This window comes from Achromobacter piechaudii NBRC 102461 (genome assembly GCF_001571245.1).
Lineage (GTDB): Bacteria > Pseudomonadota > Gammaproteobacteria > Burkholderiales > Burkholderiaceae_B > Achromobacter > Achromobacter piechaudii.
Genome location: NZ_BCTK01000004.1, coordinates 20,444 through 41,300, shown reverse-complemented (window position 1 = coordinate 41,300; position 20,857 = coordinate 20,444). Strand labels below are relative to the sequence as shown.

19 protein-coding genes are annotated in these 20,857 nt (G+C 64.0%); 5 read left to right on the top strand and 14 right to left on the bottom strand.

Features of this window, described 5'->3' with window-relative positions; translation table 11 throughout:
* A partial coding sequence (locus tag API01S_RS06805; protein WP_061303932.1) for a LysR family transcriptional regulator occupies positions 1–819 on the bottom strand: 819 nt, incomplete at its 3' end.
* 118 nt (positions 820–937) lie between these two features.
* On the opposite strand from API01S_RS06805, the gene API01S_RS06800 reads away from it, so the two are divergent.
* The 4 genes from API01S_RS06800 (at position 938) to pagP (ending at position 4,747) form a co-directional block, all read left to right on the top strand.
* Positions 938–2,035 (top strand): YeiH family protein, encoded by a 1,098-nt coding sequence (locus tag API01S_RS06800; protein WP_254598544.1) that lies wholly within the window; start codon positions 938–940, stop codon positions 2,033–2,035.
* Positions 2,036–2,140: 105 nt separating this feature from the next.
* Positions 2,141–2,551, top strand: coding sequence for an acyl-CoA thioesterase (locus API01S_RS06795; RefSeq protein WP_061303930.1), 411 nt, complete (start codon positions 2,141–2,143; stop codon positions 2,549–2,551).
* A 10-nt stretch (positions 2,552–2,561) separates the two neighbouring features.
* Entirely contained in the window at positions 2,562–4,034 is a 1,473-nt protein-coding gene (gene mgtE / locus API01S_RS06790; RefSeq protein ID WP_006217488.1) for a magnesium transporter, read from the top strand.
* 158 nt (positions 4,035–4,192) lie between these two features.
* Entirely contained in the window at positions 4,193–4,747 is a 555-nt protein-coding gene (gene pagP, locus API01S_RS06785; protein ID WP_006217487.1) for a lipid IV(A) palmitoyltransferase PagP, read from the top strand.
* A gap of 17 nt (positions 4,748–4,764) precedes the next feature.
* On the opposite strand, the gene API01S_RS06780 is transcribed toward pagP, so the two are convergent.
* From API01S_RS06780 to API01S_RS06740, 9 genes are all read right to left on the bottom strand, one after another.
* Complete coding sequence (locus tag API01S_RS06780) at positions 4,765–5,376, bottom strand: gamma-glutamylcyclotransferase (RefSeq protein ID WP_050728132.1); 612 nt, start codon at positions 5,374–5,376, stop codon at positions 4,765–4,767.
* A 161-nt stretch (positions 5,377–5,537) separates the two neighbouring features.
* Positions 5,538–5,996 carry an Lrp/AsnC family transcriptional regulator gene (locus API01S_RS06775; protein ID WP_006226278.1) on the bottom strand — a complete coding sequence of 153 codons (459 nt, stop codon included), beginning with the start codon at positions 5,994–5,996 and terminating at the stop codon, positions 5,538–5,540.
* Positions 5,997–6,074: 78 nt separating this feature from the next.
* Positions 6,075–6,857, bottom strand: coding sequence for an SDR family oxidoreductase (locus API01S_RS06770; protein ID WP_050728133.1), 783 nt, complete (start codon positions 6,855–6,857; stop codon positions 6,075–6,077).
* Between the two features lie 153 nt (positions 6,858–7,010).
* Positions 7,011–8,705: a thiamine pyrophosphate-binding protein gene (locus tag API01S_RS06765; protein WP_006217482.1), complete on the bottom strand. Its 1,695-nt coding sequence runs from the start codon at positions 8,703–8,705 to the stop codon at positions 7,011–7,013.
* A 59-nt stretch (positions 8,706–8,764) separates the two neighbouring features.
* Entirely contained in the window at positions 8,765–9,751 is a 987-nt protein-coding gene (locus tag API01S_RS06760; protein WP_061303928.1) for a tripartite tricarboxylate transporter substrate binding protein, read from the bottom strand.
* Positions 9,751–10,503 carry a GntR family transcriptional regulator gene (locus tag API01S_RS06755; protein ID WP_006217480.1) on the bottom strand — a complete coding sequence of 251 codons (753 nt, stop codon included), beginning with the start codon at positions 10,501–10,503 and terminating at the stop codon, positions 9,751–9,753. The genes API01S_RS06760 and API01S_RS06755 overlap by 1 nt, the downstream gene beginning before the upstream one ends.
* Before the next feature lie 371 nt (positions 10,504–10,874).
* Complete coding sequence (locus API01S_RS06750; protein WP_006217479.1) at positions 10,875–11,594, bottom strand: VOC family protein; 720 nt, start codon at positions 11,592–11,594, stop codon at positions 10,875–10,877.
* Between the two features lie 15 nt (positions 11,595–11,609).
* Entirely contained in the window at positions 11,610–14,345 is a 2,736-nt protein-coding gene (secA, locus tag API01S_RS06745) for a preprotein translocase subunit SecA (RefSeq protein ID WP_039882762.1), read from the bottom strand.
* Positions 14,346–14,520: 175 nt separating this feature from the next.
* Positions 14,521–15,507, bottom strand: coding sequence for a M23 family metallopeptidase (locus tag API01S_RS06740; protein WP_006217477.1), 987 nt, complete (start codon positions 15,505–15,507; stop codon positions 14,521–14,523).
* Between the two features lie 128 nt (positions 15,508–15,635).
* On the opposite strand from API01S_RS06740, the gene API01S_RS06735 reads away from it, so the two are divergent.
* Complete coding sequence (locus API01S_RS06735) at positions 15,636–16,043, top strand: DciA family protein (RefSeq protein WP_006217476.1); 408 nt, start codon at positions 15,636–15,638, stop codon at positions 16,041–16,043.
* Between the two features lie 205 nt (positions 16,044–16,248).
* Here the strand turns inward: API01S_RS06735 and lpxC are convergent, their stop codons facing one another.
* From lpxC to API01S_RS06715, 4 genes are all read right to left on the bottom strand, one after another.
* Positions 16,249–17,172, bottom strand: a complete 924-nt coding sequence (gene lpxC, locus API01S_RS06730) for a UDP-3-O-acyl-N-acetylglucosamine deacetylase (RefSeq protein WP_006217475.1) — start codon at positions 17,170–17,172, stop codon at positions 16,249–16,251.
* A gap of 241 nt (positions 17,173–17,413) precedes the next feature.
* On the bottom strand, positions 17,414–18,598 hold the full coding sequence (gene ftsZ / locus API01S_RS06725; protein WP_006217474.1) for a cell division protein FtsZ: 1,185 nt from the start codon (positions 18,596–18,598) through the stop codon (positions 17,414–17,416).
* A gap of 192 nt (positions 18,599–18,790) precedes the next feature.
* Entirely contained in the window at positions 18,791–20,017 is a 1,227-nt protein-coding gene (ftsA, locus tag API01S_RS06720) for a cell division protein FtsA (RefSeq protein ID WP_006217473.1), read from the bottom strand.
* A 4-nt stretch (positions 20,018–20,021) separates the two neighbouring features.
* Complete coding sequence (locus tag API01S_RS06715) at positions 20,022–20,846, bottom strand: cell division protein FtsQ/DivIB (protein ID WP_006217470.1); 825 nt, start codon at positions 20,844–20,846, stop codon at positions 20,022–20,024.
* Positions 20,847–20,857 lie beyond the last annotated feature (11 nt).

Here is a 20,857-nt window from a genome sequence, read left to right as displayed (position 1 = left end):
ATGCGGCACCAGGATGCTCAACGTGCGGGTCAGCGGTTTGGGCAAGAGGCGCAGCGTCGCCAAGGCGCCATCTTCGTGTCGCATCGACATGACCGACACGAACCCTACCCCCAGGCCCGCGCGCACCGCCTGCTTCACCCCTTCCACCCCCGCCAGCTCCAGCCCCACCGAGGGCGCCAACCCCGCATCGGCAAAGGCGCGTTCGACCAGCCGGCGCACGCCCGACCCCGGTTCGCGCATCACCAGGGCGGATGCGGCCAGATCGCGCAGAGTCACCGCCCCTTTCGACGCCAAAGCGTGATCAGCCCGCACGATCGCCACCACTTCGTCCTGCCGCCAGGCGTGCACCGCCGTGTCAGCGGGCAGCCCGCTTGGCACATCGCCTTCGATGAAAGCCAGGTCCAGCGCGGGCAGCCGCTCGACGATTTCCCGGGTATTGCCATCTGATAAATGCAGGCTGACCGCCGGAAACGCCGCGCGGAAGTCGGCCACCAGGCGTGGCAGCAGATAACTGGCGGGCGTGGTGCTGGCGCCCAGCCGCAAGGCTCCGGTTTCCAACCCACGCCATGATTCCCGTACGGCCTGAGCCTGCCGATACACCTGGCGCAATTGCCGCGCCTGTTCCGCCAGGCGCTCGCCCGCGTCCGTAAGTGCGACGCCATGGCCGCTGCGGCGGTACAGCGGTTCGCCGAACCAGTCCTGCAACGCGCGCAGTTGGCCCGACACGGCCGGCTGGGACAGATTCAACACCTGCGCGGCCCGGCTGATATTGCCGGCGTCGGCCACGCACGCGAACGTCAACAGTTGATCCGGAGTCATGGCCCGCCCTAATTATCAGAATTTCCGATATTAAATATCTGAATTAAAGATTTTTCAAATAATTGACCGAGTTTTAATATTTCGCCTAGTTATGTAGATATGCCTAGAAAGGCCCGTCATGAGCACCTCTTCCAGTACCACCGTGCCCCTCGCCGCCCCGGCTCCCGCCCCGGCCGCCTCCTCAACGGCCGCCGCGTCCGCCACCCCTTGGCGCGACAAGCTCAATGGCGTGCTGTTCGTCGGGCTCATGGCCGCCGCCGTGATGCAGCTGGCCGACCTGCCAGCCATCCGTCAGTTGGGCTTTTCGCCGCTGGTGGTGGGTATCGTCTGCGGCATGCTGTACGGCAATTTCATGCGCGGCACGATGCCGGCCGATTGGGGCGTGGGCGTGAACTTCACCGCGCGCCGCCTGCTGCGCATCGCTGTCGCTTTCTACGGGCTTAACATCAGCATCCAGCAGATCGCGGCGGTCGGGCTGCCCGGGCTGGCCGTGTCGGTGGCAGTGGTGCTGGGCACGCTGCTGATCGGCACCGTGGTCGGCCAGCGCCTGCTGGGCCTGGACCGCGACACCGCAATGCTGACCGCCGCCGGCAGCGCCATCTGCGGCGCGGCGGCCGTGCTGGCGTTCGAACCCACGCTGCGCGCCGCCCCCCACAAAAGCGCCGTGGCCGTGGCTACCGTGGTGCTGTTCGGCACGCTGTCCATGTTCCTCTATCCGATCCTGTATCACGCGGGCTGGCTCGGGCTGGACACGCAGGCGCTGGGCATCTATATCGGCGGCACCATCCATGAAGTGGCGCAGGTCGTCGGCGCCGCCAGCAATATCGACCCGGCCACCACCGAGGTCGCCACCATCGTCAAGATGACGCGCGTGGCGCTGCTGGTGCCGGTTCTGCTGGTGCTGGGCATGTACCTGCGCAGCGCGGCGGGCCAAGGCAACGGCCAGGCCAAGGGCGGCAAACTGCCGGTGCCCTGGTTTGCCGTCGGCTTTCTGGTGCTGGCCATCATCAATTCGCTGAACATCATTCCGGCCGATGCCATCGCCGCCATCCGCCGCCTTGATATATTTGCGCTGACCATGGCCATGACGGCGCTGGGCATCGAAACGCGCTTCGCTCAGATCAAGAAGGCGGGCCCCCGCGTGATGGCTCTGGGCCTGATCCTGTATGCGTGGTTGTTGGTTGGCGGCTACGGCATCGTCAAGTTGGCGACCTGATTTCCAGGCCGTCGCGGCAAAGCGCCGCGACGGCTGGCTCCGCGCACGCCGCTGTCTCGTTTTTCCTGCATAATCGGCTGGTTCCCATGCATTGGAGTCGGCCGCATGACCTCCAGCCCGAAATCCCCGTTTACGACTTTGCCCGCCGATCGCGACGCGGTGTTGCGCGTCATGCCGATGCCGGCCGACGCAAATATCCACGGGGACGTTTTCGGAGGCTGGATCATGGCCCAGGTGGATATCGCCGGATCGATTCCCGCCGCCCGCCGCGCCGCCGGCCGGGTCGCCACCGTTGCGGTCAACGCCTTCCAGTTCAAAGAGCCCGTGTTCGTGGGCGACCTGCTCAGTTTCTACGCGGCCATCCTCAAGACGGGCACCACGTCGGTCACGGTATCGGTCGAGGTCTACGCGGAACGCCAGCGCCTGGATGCCGAAGTCGTCAAGGTCACCGAAGCCACGCTCACCTATGTCGCGACCGACGAAGCGCGGCGCAGCCGCCCCCTTCCTTCTCTTTGAGCCGTAACGCATGACGCAGTCCGCCGCCGCGCAGAAACCGCCCGCGACGCCCCGCCGCCTCGACCCGGAAGACGCCCAGACCGCCTTGGCCGAAGTGCAGGAGCGCCTGCGCCGCCAGCAGTTGGTGGCCGACCTGGTGCATCGCCAGGAAGAAGGCGACGCCAAGGGGCCGCTGGTCGAAGACCTGGTCCACCGCCAGCACGAAGCCGAACTCAAGACCCTGCTTGACGGCCTGCATCCGGCCGACATCGCGTTCATCCTTGAATCGCTGCCCAAGGACGAACGCCAGGCCATCTGGAAACTGGTCAGCCCCGAGCACGACGCCGACGTGCTGCTGGAAGTCGAAGACTGGGTGCGGGAATCGCTGATCGAAGCGATGGACCGCCAGGACCTGGTCGCCGCCACCGGCAACATGGACGCCGATGAACTGGCCGACCTGGCGCCCGACCTGCCACCCGACGTGGTGGCCGAAGTGCAAAAGGGCCTGACCGAAGAAGAACGCGCGCAACTGCTGGAGGCCATGGGCTATCCGGAAGACAGCGTGGGCGCGATCATGGACTTCGAAATGGTCCGCGTGCGCGAGGACGTCACGCTGGAAGTGGTGCTGCGCTATCTGCGCCGCCTGCACGAACTGCCCGATCACACCGACCAGATCTTCGTGGTCGACCGGCAGGACAAGCTGCAAGGCATCCTGCCCTTGTCGCGCTTGCTGGTCAGCGAACCGGAAACCGAAGTGCGCGCCGTCATGAACTCGGATTTCCTGGCGCTGAACCCGCTGGATTCCGACGCCGACGCGGCGGGCGCGTTCGAACGTTATGACCTGGTGTCCGCCCCCGTGATGGACGACCAGGGCCGCCTGATCGGCCGCGTCACCATCGCCGACGTGGTGGACGTGATGCGCGAGGACTCGCAGGAACAAGCGCTGTCGCGCGCCGGCCTGCAAGAAGAAGACATCTTCGCGCCCGTCGCGACCGCCTTACGCAACCGCGCGCCATGGCTGCTGTTCAACCTCTGTACGGCCGCCACGGCGTCTTTCGTGGCCTCGCAATTCGAAGGCACGGTCAGCCAGATCGTGATCCTGGCTTTCCTGATGTCGATCGTGGCCGGCATTGGCGGCAACTCCGGCAATCAGACCATGACGCTGATCATCCGGGCGCTGGCCATGGGCCGCATCACGGGGCGCAACCTGTGGCAACTGGTCAAGCGCGAACTGTTCGTCACGCTGCTGGTCGGCTTGTGCGGCAGCCTGGTGGCCGCCCTGTTCGCCTGGGCCATCTCGCATTCGGTGTCGATCGCGCTGGTGATGATGGCCGCGATGATCTGCAACATGCTGGTAGGCGCGTCCGTGGGCGTGCTGGTGCCGATGGTGCGTGCGCGTTTCGGCAAGGATCCGGCCATGGGTTCTTCGGTGCTGCTGACTTTCGCCACCGACTCGCTGGGGTTCTTCATCTTCCTGGGCTTGGCTACCGTCTTCCTGCTGTAGCTTGCACCCAACAGAGAATTCTTAATTTTCAGCACGCCCCGCCCGGCCCCTGCGGGGGGCCGCGCCGAACAGCGTTTCATGACAGCGTTCTGACAGGGACGAAGCGATAACTCCATGTAAAGTAACGGGATTGTCATCTTCGCCCCCCAGTACCAGTAATGAACGCCAAATTACGGGCAGCGACCCTCTGTCTGCTGCTTGGGACTTTCACCACCGCCGCGCAAGCCTGTGAAAGCATGCCGTCATGGGCACAGTCCGCTTGCAATCGCATTGACCAGATCTGGACCGAAGGCGGCCACGACCTCTACGTTTCCGGCTACGCCTGGCACAACCGCGCGATGTACAGCAAGGAAAAAATCGACAGCTTCAACGAGCTGGCGTGGGGCGGCGGCTATGGCCGCAGCATTTACGACGAAGACGGTGACTGGCAAGGCCTGTACGCCATGGCGTTCCTGGATTCGCACAGCAAAGTCGAACCCATCGCGGGCTACGGCTTCCTGAAGATCGGGCGAGTCAGCGAGAACGTCCGGCTGGGCGCGGGCTACACGGTGTTCCTCACCGCGCGGCACGACATCATGAGCTACGTGCCGTTTCCCGGCATCCTGCCGCTGGTCAGCGCCGGCTACAAAGACGCCATGTTGTACGCCACGTACATCCCCGGTTCATCCGGCGCGGGCAACGTGCTGTACATGTTCGGCCGCTGGCACTTCTAACGTATGAACGCCCGGCCTCAAAAGGCCTGGCCCAACCTGCGCACCAGATCGCCCAGACGCCAATCGTCGATCCCGTGCGCGCGTAAGGCACGCTCGGTTTCCACCACATAGTCCAGACAAGGGCCCGACTGCCCGACGGCATTGCGCACCGACGCGATCAGGCGGTCGTCGCTGAGATCGGCGGCGTACTCATCACAGGCGCGATTCAACAGGAACACCAGCCCGCGCACCGGTTCGGCTTCGGTATGGCAAGTGAGCCAGCGAGGGGTGTAGGCGCCGGTGACCATCTCGCGGCGCCACAGCGCCTGGAACACGTCCGGCACGTCGGCCGCCGCGACCTGATAGGCCACGCCCCGGCAGCAACCGCCCCGGTTCAAGCCAAACACCAGGCCGGGATTGTCCTTTGAACCGCGGTGATCGTGCGACCACAGGCACAACGACCGGTGATAGCCGCGCACGGTCGCCAGACGGCGCTCGCGCCACGCAAAACCAGGATGCCAGATCAGGGATCCATAGGCGAACACCCACAGGTCGTCGACGCCGTTCCATTCGGCCAACAAGTCGTCCACGGATCGCGCTTGCCGCGTTTTTGCCATACCGGCACAGCCGGCGGGTACTGCGAACGACATAGGGTCCTCTGATATCCCGATTCATTCCCTAGCAGGAATGAGCGATATCCTACGCCGCCGTCCGCGCAAAAGCATTGCGAGATGGGCCGTTCGCAACGCGTAGAAAGAAATTTGCATCCGCCACAGCCGGTCGCAGCGAAAAAAATTTGCGGGCGGCGCGTCTACACCGCGTCCAGCGGCAATTCGGTCGTACTTTTGATGATTTCCATCGAGAAGCTGGCGCTGACATCCAGCAGGTCCACCGCGCCGATCAGCCGGCGGTAGAAGCGGTCATACGCCGCCATGTCCTCGACGACGACCTTCAGCAGATAGTCGATATCGCCCGCCATGCGGTGAAACTCGACCACGTTGGGCAGAGCCATGACCGCGTTGATCAGGCTTTGCGTCCACTTTTCGTTGTGCTGGCTGGTCTTGATGGACACAAAAACCGTCAGGTTCAGGCCCAGTGCGCGTGGGTCCAGCAAGATGGCGTTGCGAGCGATGACGCCGTCGTCCTTGAGCTTCTGGATACGCCGCCAGCATGGCGTGACCGACAGATTCACCTGCTCGGCGATTTCCGCGACCGAGCACGTAGCGTCCTTCTGCAGCAACGCCAAAATCTTGATGTCGGTCTGGTCCATGGGCATATTCTCGAACGCGATGGGTGCCAATCTTGCCTGTTAGTCCCGCGCCCGTCCAGCGCGAGGCCCGCGACGCGCCTAGTACGTGCCCGGGTAGCCGCCGCCGTCGATCAGCACGCTTTGTGCGGTCATGTAGCCGGCCTGCGTCGAACACAGATACGCGCACAGCGCGCCCACTTCCTCGGGCTGGCCATACCGGCCCGCCGGGTTGGCGCGGGCGCGTTCGTCCCACAACTGTTCAAAGGTCTTGCCGCCAGCTTCGTCCAGCATGCCCTGGATGTGGCGGACCTGCGCGTCGGTGGCAAAGGCGCCCGGCAGCAGATTGTTGATCGTGACGTTGTGGCGCACGGTCTGCCGTGCCAGGCCGCCGACAAATCCGATCAGGCCCGAACGCGCGCCGTTGGACAGACCCAGCTCGGCGTGCGGCGCCTTGACGCTGCGCGACACGATATTCACGATGCGGCCGAAACGCCGCTCGACCATGCCATCGACCACGCGACGGATCATGTCGATGGGACCCAGCATCATGGCGTCCAGCGCCGCGATCCAGTCGTCCCGGCTCCAGTCGCGGAAATCGCCCGGCAGCGGGCCGTCGGCATTGTTGATCAATATGTCGGGGTGCGGACAGGCGGCCAACGCCGCGTCACGGCCCTGCGCCTGGGTCAGATCGGCGGAGACCCAGCCCACGCCGATGCCGGTTTCCTTCGAGATCTCGGCGGCCGCCTGCTCAAGCGTCTGCGGGTTGCGCGCCGCGATCGTCACCGCCACGCCCTCGCGCGCCAACTGCAACGCGCACGCACGTCCCATGCCGCGGCTGCCGCCGAACACCAAAGCCGTCTTGCCACTGATCCCCAGATCCATGCTCGATTCCCCGTTGATGTGTTGCAGGCCACGCGGCAAGGCCGCGTCAAAGCGGATCAGTATAGGACCAGCGGCGACGCGTGGAATCAAAAAAAGAGGGGCCCCGAAGGGCCCCTGGCAGTGCGCGCGCTGAGGCGCGCGGTCAAGCGCGAATCAGCCCATCCACTGGCTGACCGGCGCGGCCGCGTCCTGCAAGGGCTGCGCCACCACGTCGATCAGCGCGGGGCCATCATGTTCCATGGCGGCCTTGATGGCGGCGTCCAGCTTGGACGGATCTTCCACGCGCCAGGCTTTCACGCCATAGGCTTCGGCGATGCGGGCATGGTCGGTGCGGTTGAAATCCACGCTGTAGTAGCGCTGGTCGTAGCCCGCCTTCTGGCTGGCCTTGATCCAGCCATAGACCGAATTGGAAAACACGATCATCAGCAGCGGCGCCTTGTGGCGCACGATGGTCTCCAGCTCGCCCACGGTGAAACCGAAGCTGCCGTCGCCCATCACCGACACGCACTTGGACTGGGGCCGGCCCACCCACGCGCCCAGCGCGGCCGACATTGAAAAGCCCAGCGCGCCGTGCGCGCGGTTGGTGATGAAGTGCCGGCCAGGACGCGACACATCGTAGTAGGCCGAGAAGTACGGGCAAGGCGTGCCCGGGTCGGCGCACACGATGGCGTCATCGGGCAGCAGGCGATTCAGCGACTGCACGACGCGCTCGGGGCGGATGGGGGCTTCAAGGCTATTGGCCAGCGGCTCCAGTTGCGCCAGGCGGGCGGCCTTGGCGCGAGCAGCCAGCACCGCGCCGTCCACGGCGTCCGAGTTGCGATGCGCCAGACGCGCCTGCACCTCGGCGCCCAGGGCTTGCAAGGCCAGCTTGGCGTCTCCGACCAGGCCCACTTCGGTCAGGTAGTTGGCGCCGATCACCATCGGGTCGATGTCGATGTGCAGGATCGGCACGTCGCGGTTCGGAAAGCGCCAGTGTTCGGTGGACGTCGAGCCAGCGCGGCAACCGACGAACAGCACCACGTCGGCGGCGGCCACCACGTCGCGCGTCGCCATCACGCCACCGTTGGAGCCGACCACGCCCGCGTTCAGCGGATGCGTGTCGGCCAGGCTGCCCTGCCCGCTGACCGTCACGCACACGGCAGCCTTGAGCGCTTCGGCCAATTCCTGCAACGCGCCGCTGGCGCCCGCGATGACTACGCCGCCGCCGCAGATGATGACGGGCGAACGCGCGCCCACCAGCCGCTGCGCGGCGCGCGCCACATCCGCCGGATCGGGGGCGACGCGCATGGCCGGGAAGCGGCCATGTTCGGGTTGCGCCCAGATGTCGGATGCATCGACTTGCTGCTTCATCACGTCATACGGAAAGCACAGGTGCGCCGCGCCCGGCTTGCCGGTGGTCATGGCGCGAAACGCCGCGCGCACCATGCCGGGAATCTGGTCGGCGCGGTCGATCGTGCGGTTCCATTTCGTCAGCGGACGGTACAGCGCTTCCTGGTCCAACTCCGTCAGCGGGTACTTGCCGCGCGAGCCCACGGCCACGTCGGACGTGATGCCCAGCACCGGAATCGACGATTCATTGGCTTCGACCAGACCCGGCAACAGGTAGGTCGCGCCGCCGCCGCTGGGGCCTTCGCACACGCCGACCTTGCCGGTCACGCGGGCATAGGCATCCGCCATGTAGCCCGCGCTGCGTTCGTCGCGCGTCAGGATGTGCTGCATGCCGTGATCCAGGCGGTACAGCGCATCGTAGAACGGCAGGCTGGTGTCGCCGCACAGGCCAAAAATATGTTTGACGCCGTTGTGTTGCAGCATCCGCACCATGGCTTCGGCGCCGGTCAGGTTTTCCATGTCATCTCCACGTTTATCGCGGACGGGACCGGGCAGCGCGCTGCCCGGCCACCCGCCACTCAGTTATCCAGATTGATGTTGCTGCTCTTGATGAAGGCGCTCCAGCGGTCGTATTCCGACTTCACGTAAGCATCCAGCGCCGGGCCGTCCGAGGCCACGACCTCGAACCCAGCTTCGGTTACCTTCTTCTTGATTTCCGGGTCGGCCAGCACGGCCTTGAAGTCGGCCGTCAGTTTTTTGACGGTGGCTTCGGGCGTGCCCTTGGGCGCGAACATGCCGCTCCAGGAATAGGCGACAAAGCCGGGGAAGCCGGACTCGGCGACCGTCGGCACGTTGGGCAATTCCGGCAGGCGCTTTTCGCCGGCCACCGCCAGCGGCTTGATCTTGCCGCCCTGGATCTGCCCACGCAGCGCCGCGAAACTCAGCCACGTCATGTTGGCCTGTCCGCCCACCACTGCCTGAATGGCCGGGCCGCCGCCGCCATACGGCACGTGCAGCAGCTCGACTTTCGACAGTCGCTTGAGTTCTTCGGGCGCCAGATGGTTCAAGGAGCCCACGCCGGTCGACGCGTAGTTGAATTTGTTGGGCGATTCCTTCGCGGCGGCCGCGAGGAATTCTTTCAGGTTATTCCCAGGCACGTTCGGGTTCGCGCCAATCACCAGCGGGAAGCGCACCGTCTGCGAGATGGCGACAAAATCCTTGAAGGTGTCGTAGGGCAGCTTGGGCTTCACGGCCGGGTTGATGCCGTGGTTGTCGAAGCTGACCAGCAGCGTATTGCCATCGGGTTCGGCGCGCGCCACGAAGGCGGTTGCGATCTGGCTGGCCGCGCCCGGACGGTTTTCCACCACCACCACGCGTCCGCCCAGTTGTTGCGACAGGCGCGGCTGCAAGATGCGCGCCAGGATGTCGGTGCTGCCGCCCGGCGGGTACGGCACCACCAGTATCAACGGCCGTTCTTCGGCGGCGGCGGGTGCGGCCACCATGGCGCCCCCGGCGGCAGCCAGCGTGCATAGGCCCGCCAAGATCCGCTTCATCGTATGAGTCATTATTTTTCCCCTGCTGTTGTGGTGTTGGCCGGCGCTACCGTGGCGGGTTCGGCCTGGTCCCGCATGTAAATCGTTGAAAAACCCGTGCGTATCACGTCGGTGATCTGATCCAGGCGACGCCCGATGTGCGCGCTCATCAGTGCGGGCAAGGCATCCATGTCGCGCTGTTCCAGCGCCTGGACAATACGCAGATGCTCGCCTTGCGTGTGGCTGCGCCTGCCCTGCTGCATATCGATCCAGCGCACGAAATGAATGCGGGCGTTTACGCTTTCCAGCGCGCGCACGAATTCTTCGTTGCGCGACAGACGCGCCAGATGCAGGTGAAACGCTTCATCCAATTCCAGCAGGCGCGCGGCGTCGCTGTCTTCGGGCACATCGCGAGAGCGCTCTACGAACTGGCGCAGTTCGGCCAATTCCTCATCGCTGGCGCGCTCGCAGGCGGCGCGCACGATGCCCGCTTCAAGCACGGCGCGATATTCGTACAGGCTATGAATCTGCTTGGCGTCCAGCAGTCGGGCGATGAAGCCCCGATTCACCGAACGGGTCAGAAAGCCTTCGACCATCAATTGATTCAGCACTTCCCGCAGCGGCGTCCGGCTGACGTTCAAGCGACGCGCCAGATCGACTTCGTTGATGCGTTCGCCCGGTTTGAAATCGAACCGCACCGCCATCGCCTTGACCGCGCCATACAGTTCCGCCTGGCCGGCGGACGTCCGGGCAGCGGGACGGATGGGAGAGGAAGGCTGCGTCATGGCAGGGATGGAATTCGCGGGAACGTGTCGGGATGAAGTGCATACTAAAGTGCATACACTTTGCCTTGCAAGCAGGGTTTGCCCGGAAATGCGGACGCGGCCGCACGCTGCGAACATTGTTTCGGGGTTGATGGGGGAGCGCAGAAAGGGGCAGCCAGGCCTAAACCCGTCGGGAAGGCCCGGGCGGCTGGGCTGGTTGGGGACTTTTAGGGGCGTCCACGCGCCGTGCGCGCAGGAAGACACGCGGTCACAGCATCAGAGCAGCCCGCGCTGGTCGCGATAGGACCAGGGCGATGTGCCCGTATTCAGGCCGGGAAAGGAGTCAGGATCGGGCAAGCTCACACGCCCGCCCCCATCGCAAGCGCGTGATCCTACAGACCGGTATCCAGCGTGTAGTGAGCGCCGTCGCGATTTTCCAGCGTCAGCGTGGACAGCACCGGCGCCAAGGCCGTCGCGTCCTGCTGAACGTGGATGCGCAGATTGGCCAGCGGCACGTCCCAGCCGCCGTTGGCCGCTTCGGCCGATACATCAGCCACAAGCGCCAGGCGCTGGGCCACCGCCTGGGCATCCGCCGCGCGGGCGTCGATGCGGTACAGGCTGCGCGCGCCATTCGGATGCGCCATCAACTCCGGCGACCACACGCATTCGGGCGTCAGATGACGGCAGAAATACATGCGGATACCAGGCAGCGGTTGTTCCGCAAAGCGCACGGTGTGAAAGCGGGCTTGGACCTGCTGACCATCCAGCATGGCCGGACGGGTGAGTTCCTGCACCGGGTTCACGGCAAACCCGGCAGCCTTCAAGCGTTCGTAGGTGGCTTCGGCGTCATAGGTGCGAAACACCAAGGCCTCTAGTCCGAACGGGGAATCGGCAATTTCCTTGCGGGCGGGCGGCGCCCCCGTGGGCCATCCGAGCAGCTCGACGTACGTGCCTTCCAACACGATCAGCCGGTTGCACGACCCCAGGTTATGCACTGCCTTGTCGCTAAGGTGAAAACCCTGGCGCTCGTAATGAGGCGCCAGCGCATCCAGCCGGTCGCGCACCATCACGACGGCGTGGTCGAATTCGGTACGGCCGACGGAATGCAGCATGGAGTTATCCCTTGATCAGACCAGCTTGCCGTGGCACTGCTTGTACTTCTTGCCGCTGCCGCACGGGCACGGATCGTTGCGACCGACCTTGGGCAGCGCGTTGCGCGTCGGCTGCGCGCTGTCGTCCGATTCCGTCTGCGCAAGCGCTTCGTCGTAGTCGGAATGGTGGTACTGCACGTTTTGCACGTGCGACTGCGCCGCTTCCGCTTCGGCTTGCTCGACTTGCTCGGACGACTGCACGCGCACCGTCATCAACACGCGCACGACGTCGTCGCGGATGCGGTCCAGCATGCCCGAGAACAGTTCGAAGGCTTCGCGCTTGTATTCCTGCTTGGGATTCTTCTGCGCATAGCCGCGCAGGTGAATGCCCTGGCGCAAGTAATCCAGCGACGACAGATGTTCGCGCCAGTGCGTGTCGATCGATTGCAGCATGATCGAACGTTCAAATTGCGACCACGATTCTGCGCCGACCTGATCGACCTTGGCCTGGTACGCATCGCGTGCCGCAGCCACTACGCGTTCGCGCAGGTCTTCGTCGGTCAGGTTGGCTTCCTTTTCCAACATTTCGGTCAGCGGCAGGTGCAGATGCCAATCGGCTTCAAGCGCCTTTTGCAGACCCGGCACATCCCACTGATCTTCCACCGATTCCGGGGGCACGAACGTGTTGAACATTTCGACCACGGCCGCGTCGCGCAGGTTGTGCACCGTGGCGCTGACGCTGGCGGCTTCCAGCACGTCGTTACGCTGCGAATACAGCACCTTGCGCTGATCGTTGGCGACGTCGTCGTATTCCAGCAATTGCTTGCGGATGTCGAAGTTGCGGCCTTCCACCTTGCGCTGCGCGGTTTCGATCGAACGCGTGACCATGCCCGCCTCGATGGGCTCGCCCTCGGGCAGCTTGAGGCGTTCCATGATGGCGCGCACGCGGTCGCCCGCGAAGATGCGCATCAGCGAGTCTTCCAGCGACAGGTAGAAGCGGGACGAGCCCGGATCACCCTGGCGGCCGGCGCGGCCACGCAGCTGGTTGTCGATACGACGCGATTCGTGGCGCTCGGTGCCGATGATGCGCAGGCCGCCTGCGGCCTTGACCTGCTCGTTCAGCGGCTTCCATTCGGCACGGATCTTTTCGATGCGCGCGGCCTTCTCGGCTTCCGACAACGATTCGTCGGCGCGGATCAGGTCGACCTGCTTGTCCACGCTGCCGCCCAGCACGATGTCGGTACCGCGACCGGCCATGTTGGTGGCGATGGTGATGTGGCCCGGCTTGCCGGCTTCGGCAACGATCTCGGCTTCGCGTGCGTGCTGCTTGGCGTTCAGCACTTCGTGCGGCAGCTTGGCCTTTTTCAGCAGGCCCGACAGCAGCTCGGAGTTTTCAATGCTGGTCGTACCTACCAGCACGGGCTGGCCGCGCTCGTGGCAATCGCGGATGTCTTCCAGGATTGCGTTGTACTTTTCCGGATCGGTCTTGAAGACCTGATCGTTCTGATCCTTGCGGATCATGGGCTTGTTGGTCGGGATGATGACCGTTTCAAGCCCGTAGATTTCCTGGAATTCGTACGCTTCCGTATCGGCCGTACCGGTCATGCCGGACAGCTTTTCGTACATGCGGAAGTAGTTCTGGAACGTGATCGATGCCAGTGTCTGGTTTTCGTGCTGGATCTTCACGCCTTCCTTGGCCTCGACCGCCTGGTGCAGGCCATCGGACCAGCGGCGGCCAACCATCAAGCGACCGGTGAATTCGTCGACGATCACCACTTCGCCGTCCTGCACCACGTACTGCTGGTCGCGGAAGAACAGGTTGTTGGCGCGCAGAGCCACCATCAGGTGGTGCATCAGCGCGATGTGGCGGGGGTCGTACAGCGATTCGCCTTCGGGCAGGATGCCCAGGCGCGCCAGGATGGCTTCGGCGTTTTCGTGGCCGGCTTCCGACAGGTAGACCTGTTGGCTTTTTTCGTCGACCCAGTAATCGCCTTCGGGTTCCGGCTCCTGCGGCTTGGGCTCGGTGGCCATGCGCTTGAGCAGCGGCGGCACCGCGTTCATGCGGATGTAGAGCTCGGTGTGATCTTCGGCCTGGCCGGAAATGATCAGCGGGGTACGGGCTTCGTCGATCAGGATCGAGTCCACTTCGTCGACGATGGCGTAGAACAGCACGCGCTGGCGGCGGTCCTCAACACGGTATTCCATGTTGTCGCGCAGGTAGTCGAAGCCGAATTCGTTATTGGTGCCGTAAGTGATGTCGGCGGCGTAAGCGGCCTTTTTCTCTTCGTTCGGCTGCTGCGGCACCACCACGCCCGTGGTCATGCCCAGGAAGTGGTACAGGCGCCCCATCCATTCCGCGTCACGGCGGGCCAGATAGTCGTTCACCGTCACCACGTGCACGCCCTTGCCGGCGACAGCGTTCAGGTAGACCGGCAATGTCGCCATCAGCGTCTTGCCTTCCCCCGTGCGCATTTCGGCAATCTTGCCACTGTGCAGCGCGATGCCGCCCAGCAACTGGGAGTCGAAATGGCGCATCCCGAAGACGCGCTTGCCCGCTTCGCGCACAACGGCGAAAGCTTCGGGCAGCAGATCGTCAAGCGTCGTGCCCTGGGCGTATCGGGATCGGAATTCGTCAGTCTTGGCCGCCAGCTCCGCATCGGAAAGCGCGGAAATCTTGGGCTCAAGCCCATTGATCTGGGTTACCAGCTTGCGATACTGCTTAAGCAGCCGGTCGTTGCGGCTACCTATGAGTTTTTTGAGCAGAGAAACCATGCGTATGTCGGCCGCACGAGCCACGCCGCGCCTGCAAAAGGCAAGGGCAGCGCCTCCCGTGACTTTGATTTATTGGTTGAGCGGGGGTCCGCTGGGAAACGAACCAGTTTAACGCACCTGGCGCGTAATAGCCTGGCCCTATGGCCAGAGTGCTGAAGTTGTCCGGTTTGACCGGTCAGCGCGCCGCAGGTTCAGCCGCCCCGGCTTGCGCCAAGGCAGGCGGCGCGTTTTGCTGGGAACCCAGGAACAGGCGCGGGTCCAGCGGTTGTCCGGCAAGGCGGACTTCAAAGTGCAGGTGCGGGCCGGTAGACCGGCCGGAACTGCCCACGCGGGCCACTTGCTGGCCGCGTTCTACCAGTTGACCCTGCTTGACCATCAGCGAGGACGCATGGGCATAGCGGGTTATCAAGCCATCGCCATGGTCGATTTCGACCATATTTCCGAAGCCGGGCTGGAACTTGGCTTCCAGCACCACCCCGCCAGAGGCGGCAAGGATGGGCGTACCCGACGGGGCCGCGAAATCCAGCCCTTCGTGCATGGCGGTGCGGCCGGTTACCGGATTGCGGCGCCAGCCGTAAGAGGAACTCAGGTAGGGGTAATCGGTGATGGGCATGGCGGTGGGCATGCGCGCCTGATCCGCCGACCGCTTGGTCAGCGCCGCGTCCAGCAGTTTCAGGTTGTCGGACTGCTGCGCCAGCCGCGCCTGGATTTCATCGAGCTGGCGGCCCAGCGCCTCGGCCGATGCCGCGCTGGGCGGCGGATGATCGGTGAACAGGTCATCCATGACCTGCGTCGCTTCCGGTTGCGTCAGCGCCTCGGGTTGGGCCACGGCCAGCTGCTTGGCTAGTTCGGGGTCGGTGTACGCCACGCCCGCGACCTTGGCCACGCGCTGGCCCAGTCCGTCGATACTGACCAGCTTGGCTTGCAGCGCGCCCACCTTGGCGGCCAGCAGGTTCATGTTTCCACGCAGGAAATCGGTGTCGCGGCCGGACTGCTGCGCCAGCGGCCAGCCCACGGCGTGTACCGCCGGCAGGATGGGAGTAAGGTATCGCTGTAGCGCAGCGCCAAAGATGGCGGCGGTCATCAGAGCAGCCCCAAGCAGCAACGCCAGCCGCGCGCCACCCAGGGTGAGATGCCCGTCCCGCCCGTCGCGGGCGTGCATAATCACGATTTTCAAGATTGCTTCCTAATTCTCTTAGAGCCGGGATGAATAGACCCACTTCATACCGTCAACGTTCCAGTGCCAGCCGGCGGAAAGAAAATACCGCTCTGGGATGGCTGGGTCATGACATGCGGGGCGCCGGTGTGTTGGCGACTGCCCGCAAGCACTTGCAAATTCAGTATGCGGTGGCGGCGGTTCTGCCCGCCCCGCTAGGTGCTGTCTGCCAGGTGGGCAAGCTGGAAAACCAGTGCCTGCACCTGGTGGTGCCCAGTGCCGCTCATGCGGCCAAGATGCGGCAATTGGCGCCGCGCGTGGCGCGCGCGCTGGCCGATCAAGGCTGGAACCTTAACGAAATTGCCGTCAAGGTACAAGCGGGGTTACCGAAACCTGGCGCCCGCCAGCCGCGCCCTCCCAAAGAGGCGCAACCCCTGGGCAACACTGCCCTGGGCGCATTCGAGACGCTGCACGAAAAATTGCGCCCCGGCCCGTTGGCCGATGCGGTTGCCAAGCTCTTGAGGCATCACAAGAGTAGCTGAAGCAATCCGGCTTTGTCCGGCGCGCACGGCGCATGGAAACGAAGCGAAACCAAGTTCTCGTCGGACTACGACTATGGTTTGCAGCCGGATGGCGACTATCGCGCGAGTGGATGACGCGAAGGGTCATCCCATGGCAGGACACTCAGAACAGCGGGATGTCCTCGGCGCGATGGGGCCGCCCCCGCCGCGCATCAGAAAGCCAGCGTTACGCCAGCTTCCATTCGTGGCGGAAGGCTTGCGGCGCTTCAGCCTGAGATTCATAGGTGACCAGTTCCCATGCGTCTTGCTGCGCAAGCAACGCACGCGCCAACTGGTTGTTCAGGCCGTGGCCCGACTTGCACGCCACGTAGCGCGCCACCAGGGGTTTGCCCAGCAGATAGAGGTCGCCGATGGCGTCCAGGATCTTGTGCTTCACGAATTCGTCGTCATAGCGCAGCCCGTCGCTGTTCAGCACACGGTACTCGTCCATGACGATGGCGTTATCCAGGCTGCCGCCACGGGCCAGGCCCATCGAGCGCAGCGCTTCCACTTCGTTCACGAAGCCAAAGGTGCGCGCCCGGGCGATTTCGCGCACATACGAATGCGTGGCGAAATCGATTTCGGCGAAATTGGCGGTGGAGTCAATAGCGGGATGGCGGAAGTCGATCGAGAAGGCCAACGCGTAGCCTTCATGCGGTTCGAGCCGCGCCCATTTTTCGTTGCGGCCTTCGCCCTCGCGCACTTCCACCGTCTTCTTGACGCGGATGAACTGCTTGGGCGCGTTCTGCTCGACGATTCCCGCCGAGCGCAACAGATAAACAAAGGTTGCCGCACTGCCGTCCATGATTGGGACTTCTTCGGCAGTGAGGTCGATATGCAGATTGTCGATACCCAGGCCGGCCAATGCCGACATGAGATGCTCCACCGTGGAAACGCGGACGTTGCCCTGTTGCAGGACCGACGCCATGCGCGTGTCGCCCACGCCCGTGGCCACTGCTGGCAGGTCCACGACTTCAGGCAGGTCTACACGGTGAAAAACGATACCCGTATTGGGCTGTGCCGGACGCAGGGTGAGCTCTACCCGCCGTCCCGAGTGGACGCCGACGCCTGTCGTGCGGACTAGATTCTGGATGCTGCGTTGTCGGAACATGATGCTTGGTTATTAGAGCCAGGAAGCCGGCAAGAAGAGTACAGATTGCCGGCGTAACTGACGTATTGTAACGCTGTCCGATCCTCGGCGCCATCACGCGGGCCCGGATCGACCGATACTTCCGTCCCTTTATAGAACCGTGCAAGGGAAACACGGACCGCTCCGCCTCCGGCTCGCCCGCGGGGACAAGCGAGCCGGAGATGAGGGAGTGCGATTCAGAGCCTGTAGTCGGCTCTTTCGATCAATCCGCCTGCTTGCGCAGGAATGCCGGGATGTCGAAATGATCCATACCCGAGCTTTCCAACGCACGCACCTGGGCCGACGCCTGGCTGCGCGGATTGCGCATCACAGAGGGCATGTCCAGATTGCGGTAATCGCCACCTTGGCCGGCCGGCATCGTGCCCATGGGCATGTTGTCGGTACCGGTACGCAGCACTTCAGCCGTGCTTTGCACCAGTTGCGGACGCGCCTGCGCACGGCCAAGGCCGGTTGCAACCACGGTCACGCGCAGGTTTTCACCCATGGACTCGTCGTAGGCCGTACCGAAGATCACGGTGGCGTCGTCCGAAGCGTAGCTGCGGATCGTTTCCATGATTTCGCGCGTTTCGCGCATCTTCAGCGAGCGGCTGGCGGTGATGTTGACCAGCACGCCGCGCGCGCCGTTCAAGTCCACGCCTTCCAACAGCGGGCAAGCAATGGCGTGCTCGGCGGCGACACGTGCGCGGTCAGCGCCCGATGCCGATGCCGTGCCCATCATGGCCTGGCCCTGCTCGCCCATGATCGTCTTGACGTCTTCGAAGTCGACGTTGACGTTACCTTCGACGTTGATGATTTCGGCGATGCCCGCGCAAGCGTTGTGCAGGATATCGTCGGCCGAACGGAAGCAGTCTTCCTGCGTCGCGTCCTCGTCCATCAGTTCATAGAGGTTCTCGTTGAGCACCACGATGAGCGAATGCACGTGCTTGGCCAGTTCGGAAATACCGTCTTCGGCCATCTTCAGGCGCTTGTTGCCTTCAAACGTGAAAGGCTTGGTGACCACGCCAACGGTCAGGATGCCCAGTTCCTTTGCCACTTCGGCCACGACCGGACCCGCGCCGGTGCCGGTGCCACCGCCCATGCCGGCGGTGATGAAGACCATGTGTGCGCCGTTCAGCGCAGCACGGATCTCCTCGCGCGCGGTTTCAGCCGACGCACGTCCTTGCTCGGGCTTGGCGCCCGCGCCCAGGCCGGTACGGCCCAAGCGAATCTGCACCGGGGCATTGGTTGCCGCCAGCGCTTGCGCATCGGTGTTGGCGCAGATGAAATCCACGCCGTGCACGCCGCTGCGAATCATGTGCGCCACGGCATTGCCGCCCGCACCACCCACACCAACGACCTTGATTACGGTCCCTTTGGTGTTGTTCTCAAGCATCTCAAAGTTCATCATGATGACTCCCTCACAAGTCCGATTTTGCAAATCACAAAAATTCCCCAACAACCTATATTTTGTGAATCGCCTCAAAGCCGATGCCGACTGCTATGGCCCGCCACGGGTTTGAGACGCCTCCCCTTTCTGGCCCGCCCCGCAATACCGCCGCGACGCGTTCCAAGGAGCAGGCCCCAACCTGCCCCTTCCTCTTTAATTCATGAACCATTCCTTCATGCGAGCAAGCAGGCTTTTGAAATTGCCTGTCTGAGCGGCGACCTTGCGGCCGCGCACGCGCTGCATCCGAGCTTCCTGCAACAAACCCATCACCGTCGAGAAGCGCGGGTTGCGCATCACGTCGGCCAAACTACCTTCGTATTCAGGCACCGCCACGCGCACCGGCTTGAGGAACACGTCCTCGGCCAGTTCGATCATGCCGGGCAACTGCGCGGAACCGCCGGTCAGCACGACGCCCGAGGCCAGAAGATCTTCGTAGCCTGAGTCGCGCACCACCTGCTGCACCAACGTGAACAACTCTTCGACACGCGGCTCGATCACGGCGCCCAGCGCCTGGCGCTTGACCTGTCGCGGGCCGCGATCGCCCAGGCCCGGCACTTCGACGGATTCGTCGGGGCTGGCCAGCACCTGCTTGGCCACGCCGTAGCGCAGCTTGATTTCTTCGGCATCCGGCGTCGGCGTGCGCAGCATGGCCGCGATGTCGTTGGTGATCTGGTCACCGGCAATCGGCAGCACGGCGGTGTGGCGGATCGCGCCGCCGGTGAAGATGGCGACATCGGTGGTGCCGCCGCCGATATCCACCAGCACGACGCCCAGTTCTTTCTCGTCGGCGGTCAGCACGGCCAGGCTGGAGGCCAGCGGTTGCAGGATCAGGTCCTGCACTTCCAGGCCACAGCGGCGCACACACTTGACGATGTTCTGGGCGGCGCTGACCGCACCCGTCACGATGTGCACGCGCACTTCCAGGCGCAGGCCGCTCATGCCGATGGGTTCGCGGATGTCTTCCTGGCCGTCGACGATGAACTCCTGCGTCAGCACGTGCAGCACTTGCTGGTCGGTCGGAATGTTCACCGCCTTGGCGGTCTCGATGACGCGGGCAACGTCGGTGGCGGTGACTTCTTTGTCTTTCACAGCGACCATGCCGCTGGAATTGAAGCTGCGGATATGGCTGCCGGCAATGCCGGTGTAGACGTCGCGAATCTTGCAATCTGCCATCAGCTCGGCTTCTTCAAGCGCGCGCTGAATGGAATTCACAGTGGTCTCGATGTTGACGACCACGCCCTTGCGCATGCCACGCGATTCGTGCTGGCCAAGGCCGAGCACTTCGAATCGCCCTTCAGGCAAAATTTCAGCCACCACAGCCACCACCTTGCTGGTGCCGATATCGAGGGCGACGATAAGGTCCTTGATGTCACGGGTCATGGCGTTAGCGTTTCTTGGGAGGTTTCGGTGTGGATTTGGATTTGGTTTCCGACGCGGGCAACGGAGCCAGCGCCAGGGCGAAACCATTCGGATAGCGCAGGTCGGCCTGCGTGATGGTGCGCCCTTCCAGGCGCCCCGACACGGTGGGCCACGCCTGCACAAAGCGTTGAATACGTGCCGCGAACGGCAGTGCTCCGGGCAAGCCATGCGGGTCGGGCGCATCCGCGCCCGGGTCGCGGCCCAGGTCCAGCAACATGCCGTTGGACAGCACCACGCGCCAGGCGTAGCGCGGACTCAGTTCCAACTGCTTGACATGCATGTCCAGCGGCGCGAACCAGCGCGCCAATTCGGCGTAGCGTTGCACCACCAGCGATTCCGTGCCCTCGGGCCCGGAGAATTGCGGCAGCACGGTTTCGTCGTCCACCTCGCCCGTATTGGCCGTGAACGCTTCGCCCCAGGTGTTGATCATCTGGTTTTCGTTCCACAGCGCCAGGGGCTGCTGTTCCTCGATCCGCACGCGCAGCACGTTGGGCCAGATCCGGCGCACCGTGGCGTGCCGCACCCAGGGCACGGATTCGAAAATCTCGCGCGCGTCGTCCAGGTCCACCGTGAAGAAGTTGCCCTTGAAGCGGCCCGCGATTGCAGAGCGCACGGCTTGCGGCGACACGTAGTGCAGATCGGTGTCCGGCATCGATTCCAGTTCGATGGCCGTCAGCGTGAAGAACGGGCGTTGCGCTACCCAGACCACGCCCGCGATGAGCATGGCGCAAACCGCCAGCACGGCTAGCGTGTTGGCGATCAGGTTGGTAGTGCGAGCGTCGTTCCACACGGATTATCCAG

Coding starts and splice junctions, on each gene's coding strand:
- API01S_RS06800 (WP_254598544.1), top strand. CDS start 938: ATGAGCACCTCTTCCAGTACCACCGTGCCCCTCGCCGCCCCGGCTCCC.
- API01S_RS06795 (WP_061303930.1), top strand. CDS start 2,141: ATGACCTCCAGCCCGAAATCCCCGTTTACGACTTTGCCCGCCGATCGC.
- mgtE (WP_006217488.1), top strand. CDS start 2,562: ATGACGCAGTCCGCCGCCGCGCAGAAACCGCCCGCGACGCCCCGCCGC.
- pagP (WP_006217487.1), top strand. CDS start 4,193: ATGAACGCCAAATTACGGGCAGCGACCCTCTGTCTGCTGCTTGGGACT.
- API01S_RS06780 (WP_050728132.1), bottom strand. CDS start 5,376: ATGTCGTTCGCAGTACCCGCCGGCTGTGCCGGTATGGCAAAAACGCGG.
- API01S_RS06775 (WP_006226278.1), bottom strand. CDS start 5,996: ATGGACCAGACCGACATCAAGATTTTGGCGTTGCTGCAGAAGGACGCT.
- API01S_RS06770 (WP_050728133.1), bottom strand. CDS start 6,857: ATGGATCTGGGGATCAGTGGCAAGACGGCTTTGGTGTTCGGCGGCAGC.
- API01S_RS06765 (WP_006217482.1), bottom strand. CDS start 8,705: ATGGAAAACCTGACCGGCGCCGAAGCCATGGTGCGGATGCTGCAACAC.
- API01S_RS06760 (WP_061303928.1), bottom strand. CDS start 9,751: ATGACTCATACGATGAAGCGGATCTTGGCGGGCCTATGCACGCTGGCT.
- API01S_RS06755 (WP_006217480.1), bottom strand. CDS start 10,503: ATGACGCAGCCTTCCTCTCCCATCCGTCCCGCTGCCCGGACGTCCGCC.
- API01S_RS06750 (WP_006217479.1), bottom strand. CDS start 11,594: ATGCTGCATTCCGTCGGCCGTACCGAATTCGACCACGCCGTCGTGATG.
- secA (WP_039882762.1), bottom strand. CDS start 14,345: ATGGTTTCTCTGCTCAAAAAACTCATAGGTAGCCGCAACGACCGGCTG.
- API01S_RS06740 (WP_006217477.1), bottom strand. CDS start 15,507: ATGCACGCCCGCGACGGGCGGGACGGGCATCTCACCCTGGGTGGCGCG.
- API01S_RS06735 (WP_006217476.1), top strand. CDS start 15,636: ATGCGGGGCGCCGGTGTGTTGGCGACTGCCCGCAAGCACTTGCAAATT.
- lpxC (WP_006217475.1), bottom strand. CDS start 17,172: ATGTTCCGACAACGCAGCATCCAGAATCTAGTCCGCACGACAGGCGTC.
- ftsZ (WP_006217474.1), bottom strand. CDS start 18,598: ATGATGAACTTTGAGATGCTTGAGAACAACACCAAAGGGACCGTAATC.
- ftsA (WP_006217473.1), bottom strand. CDS start 20,017: ATGACCCGTGACATCAAGGACCTTATCGTCGCCCTCGATATCGGCACC.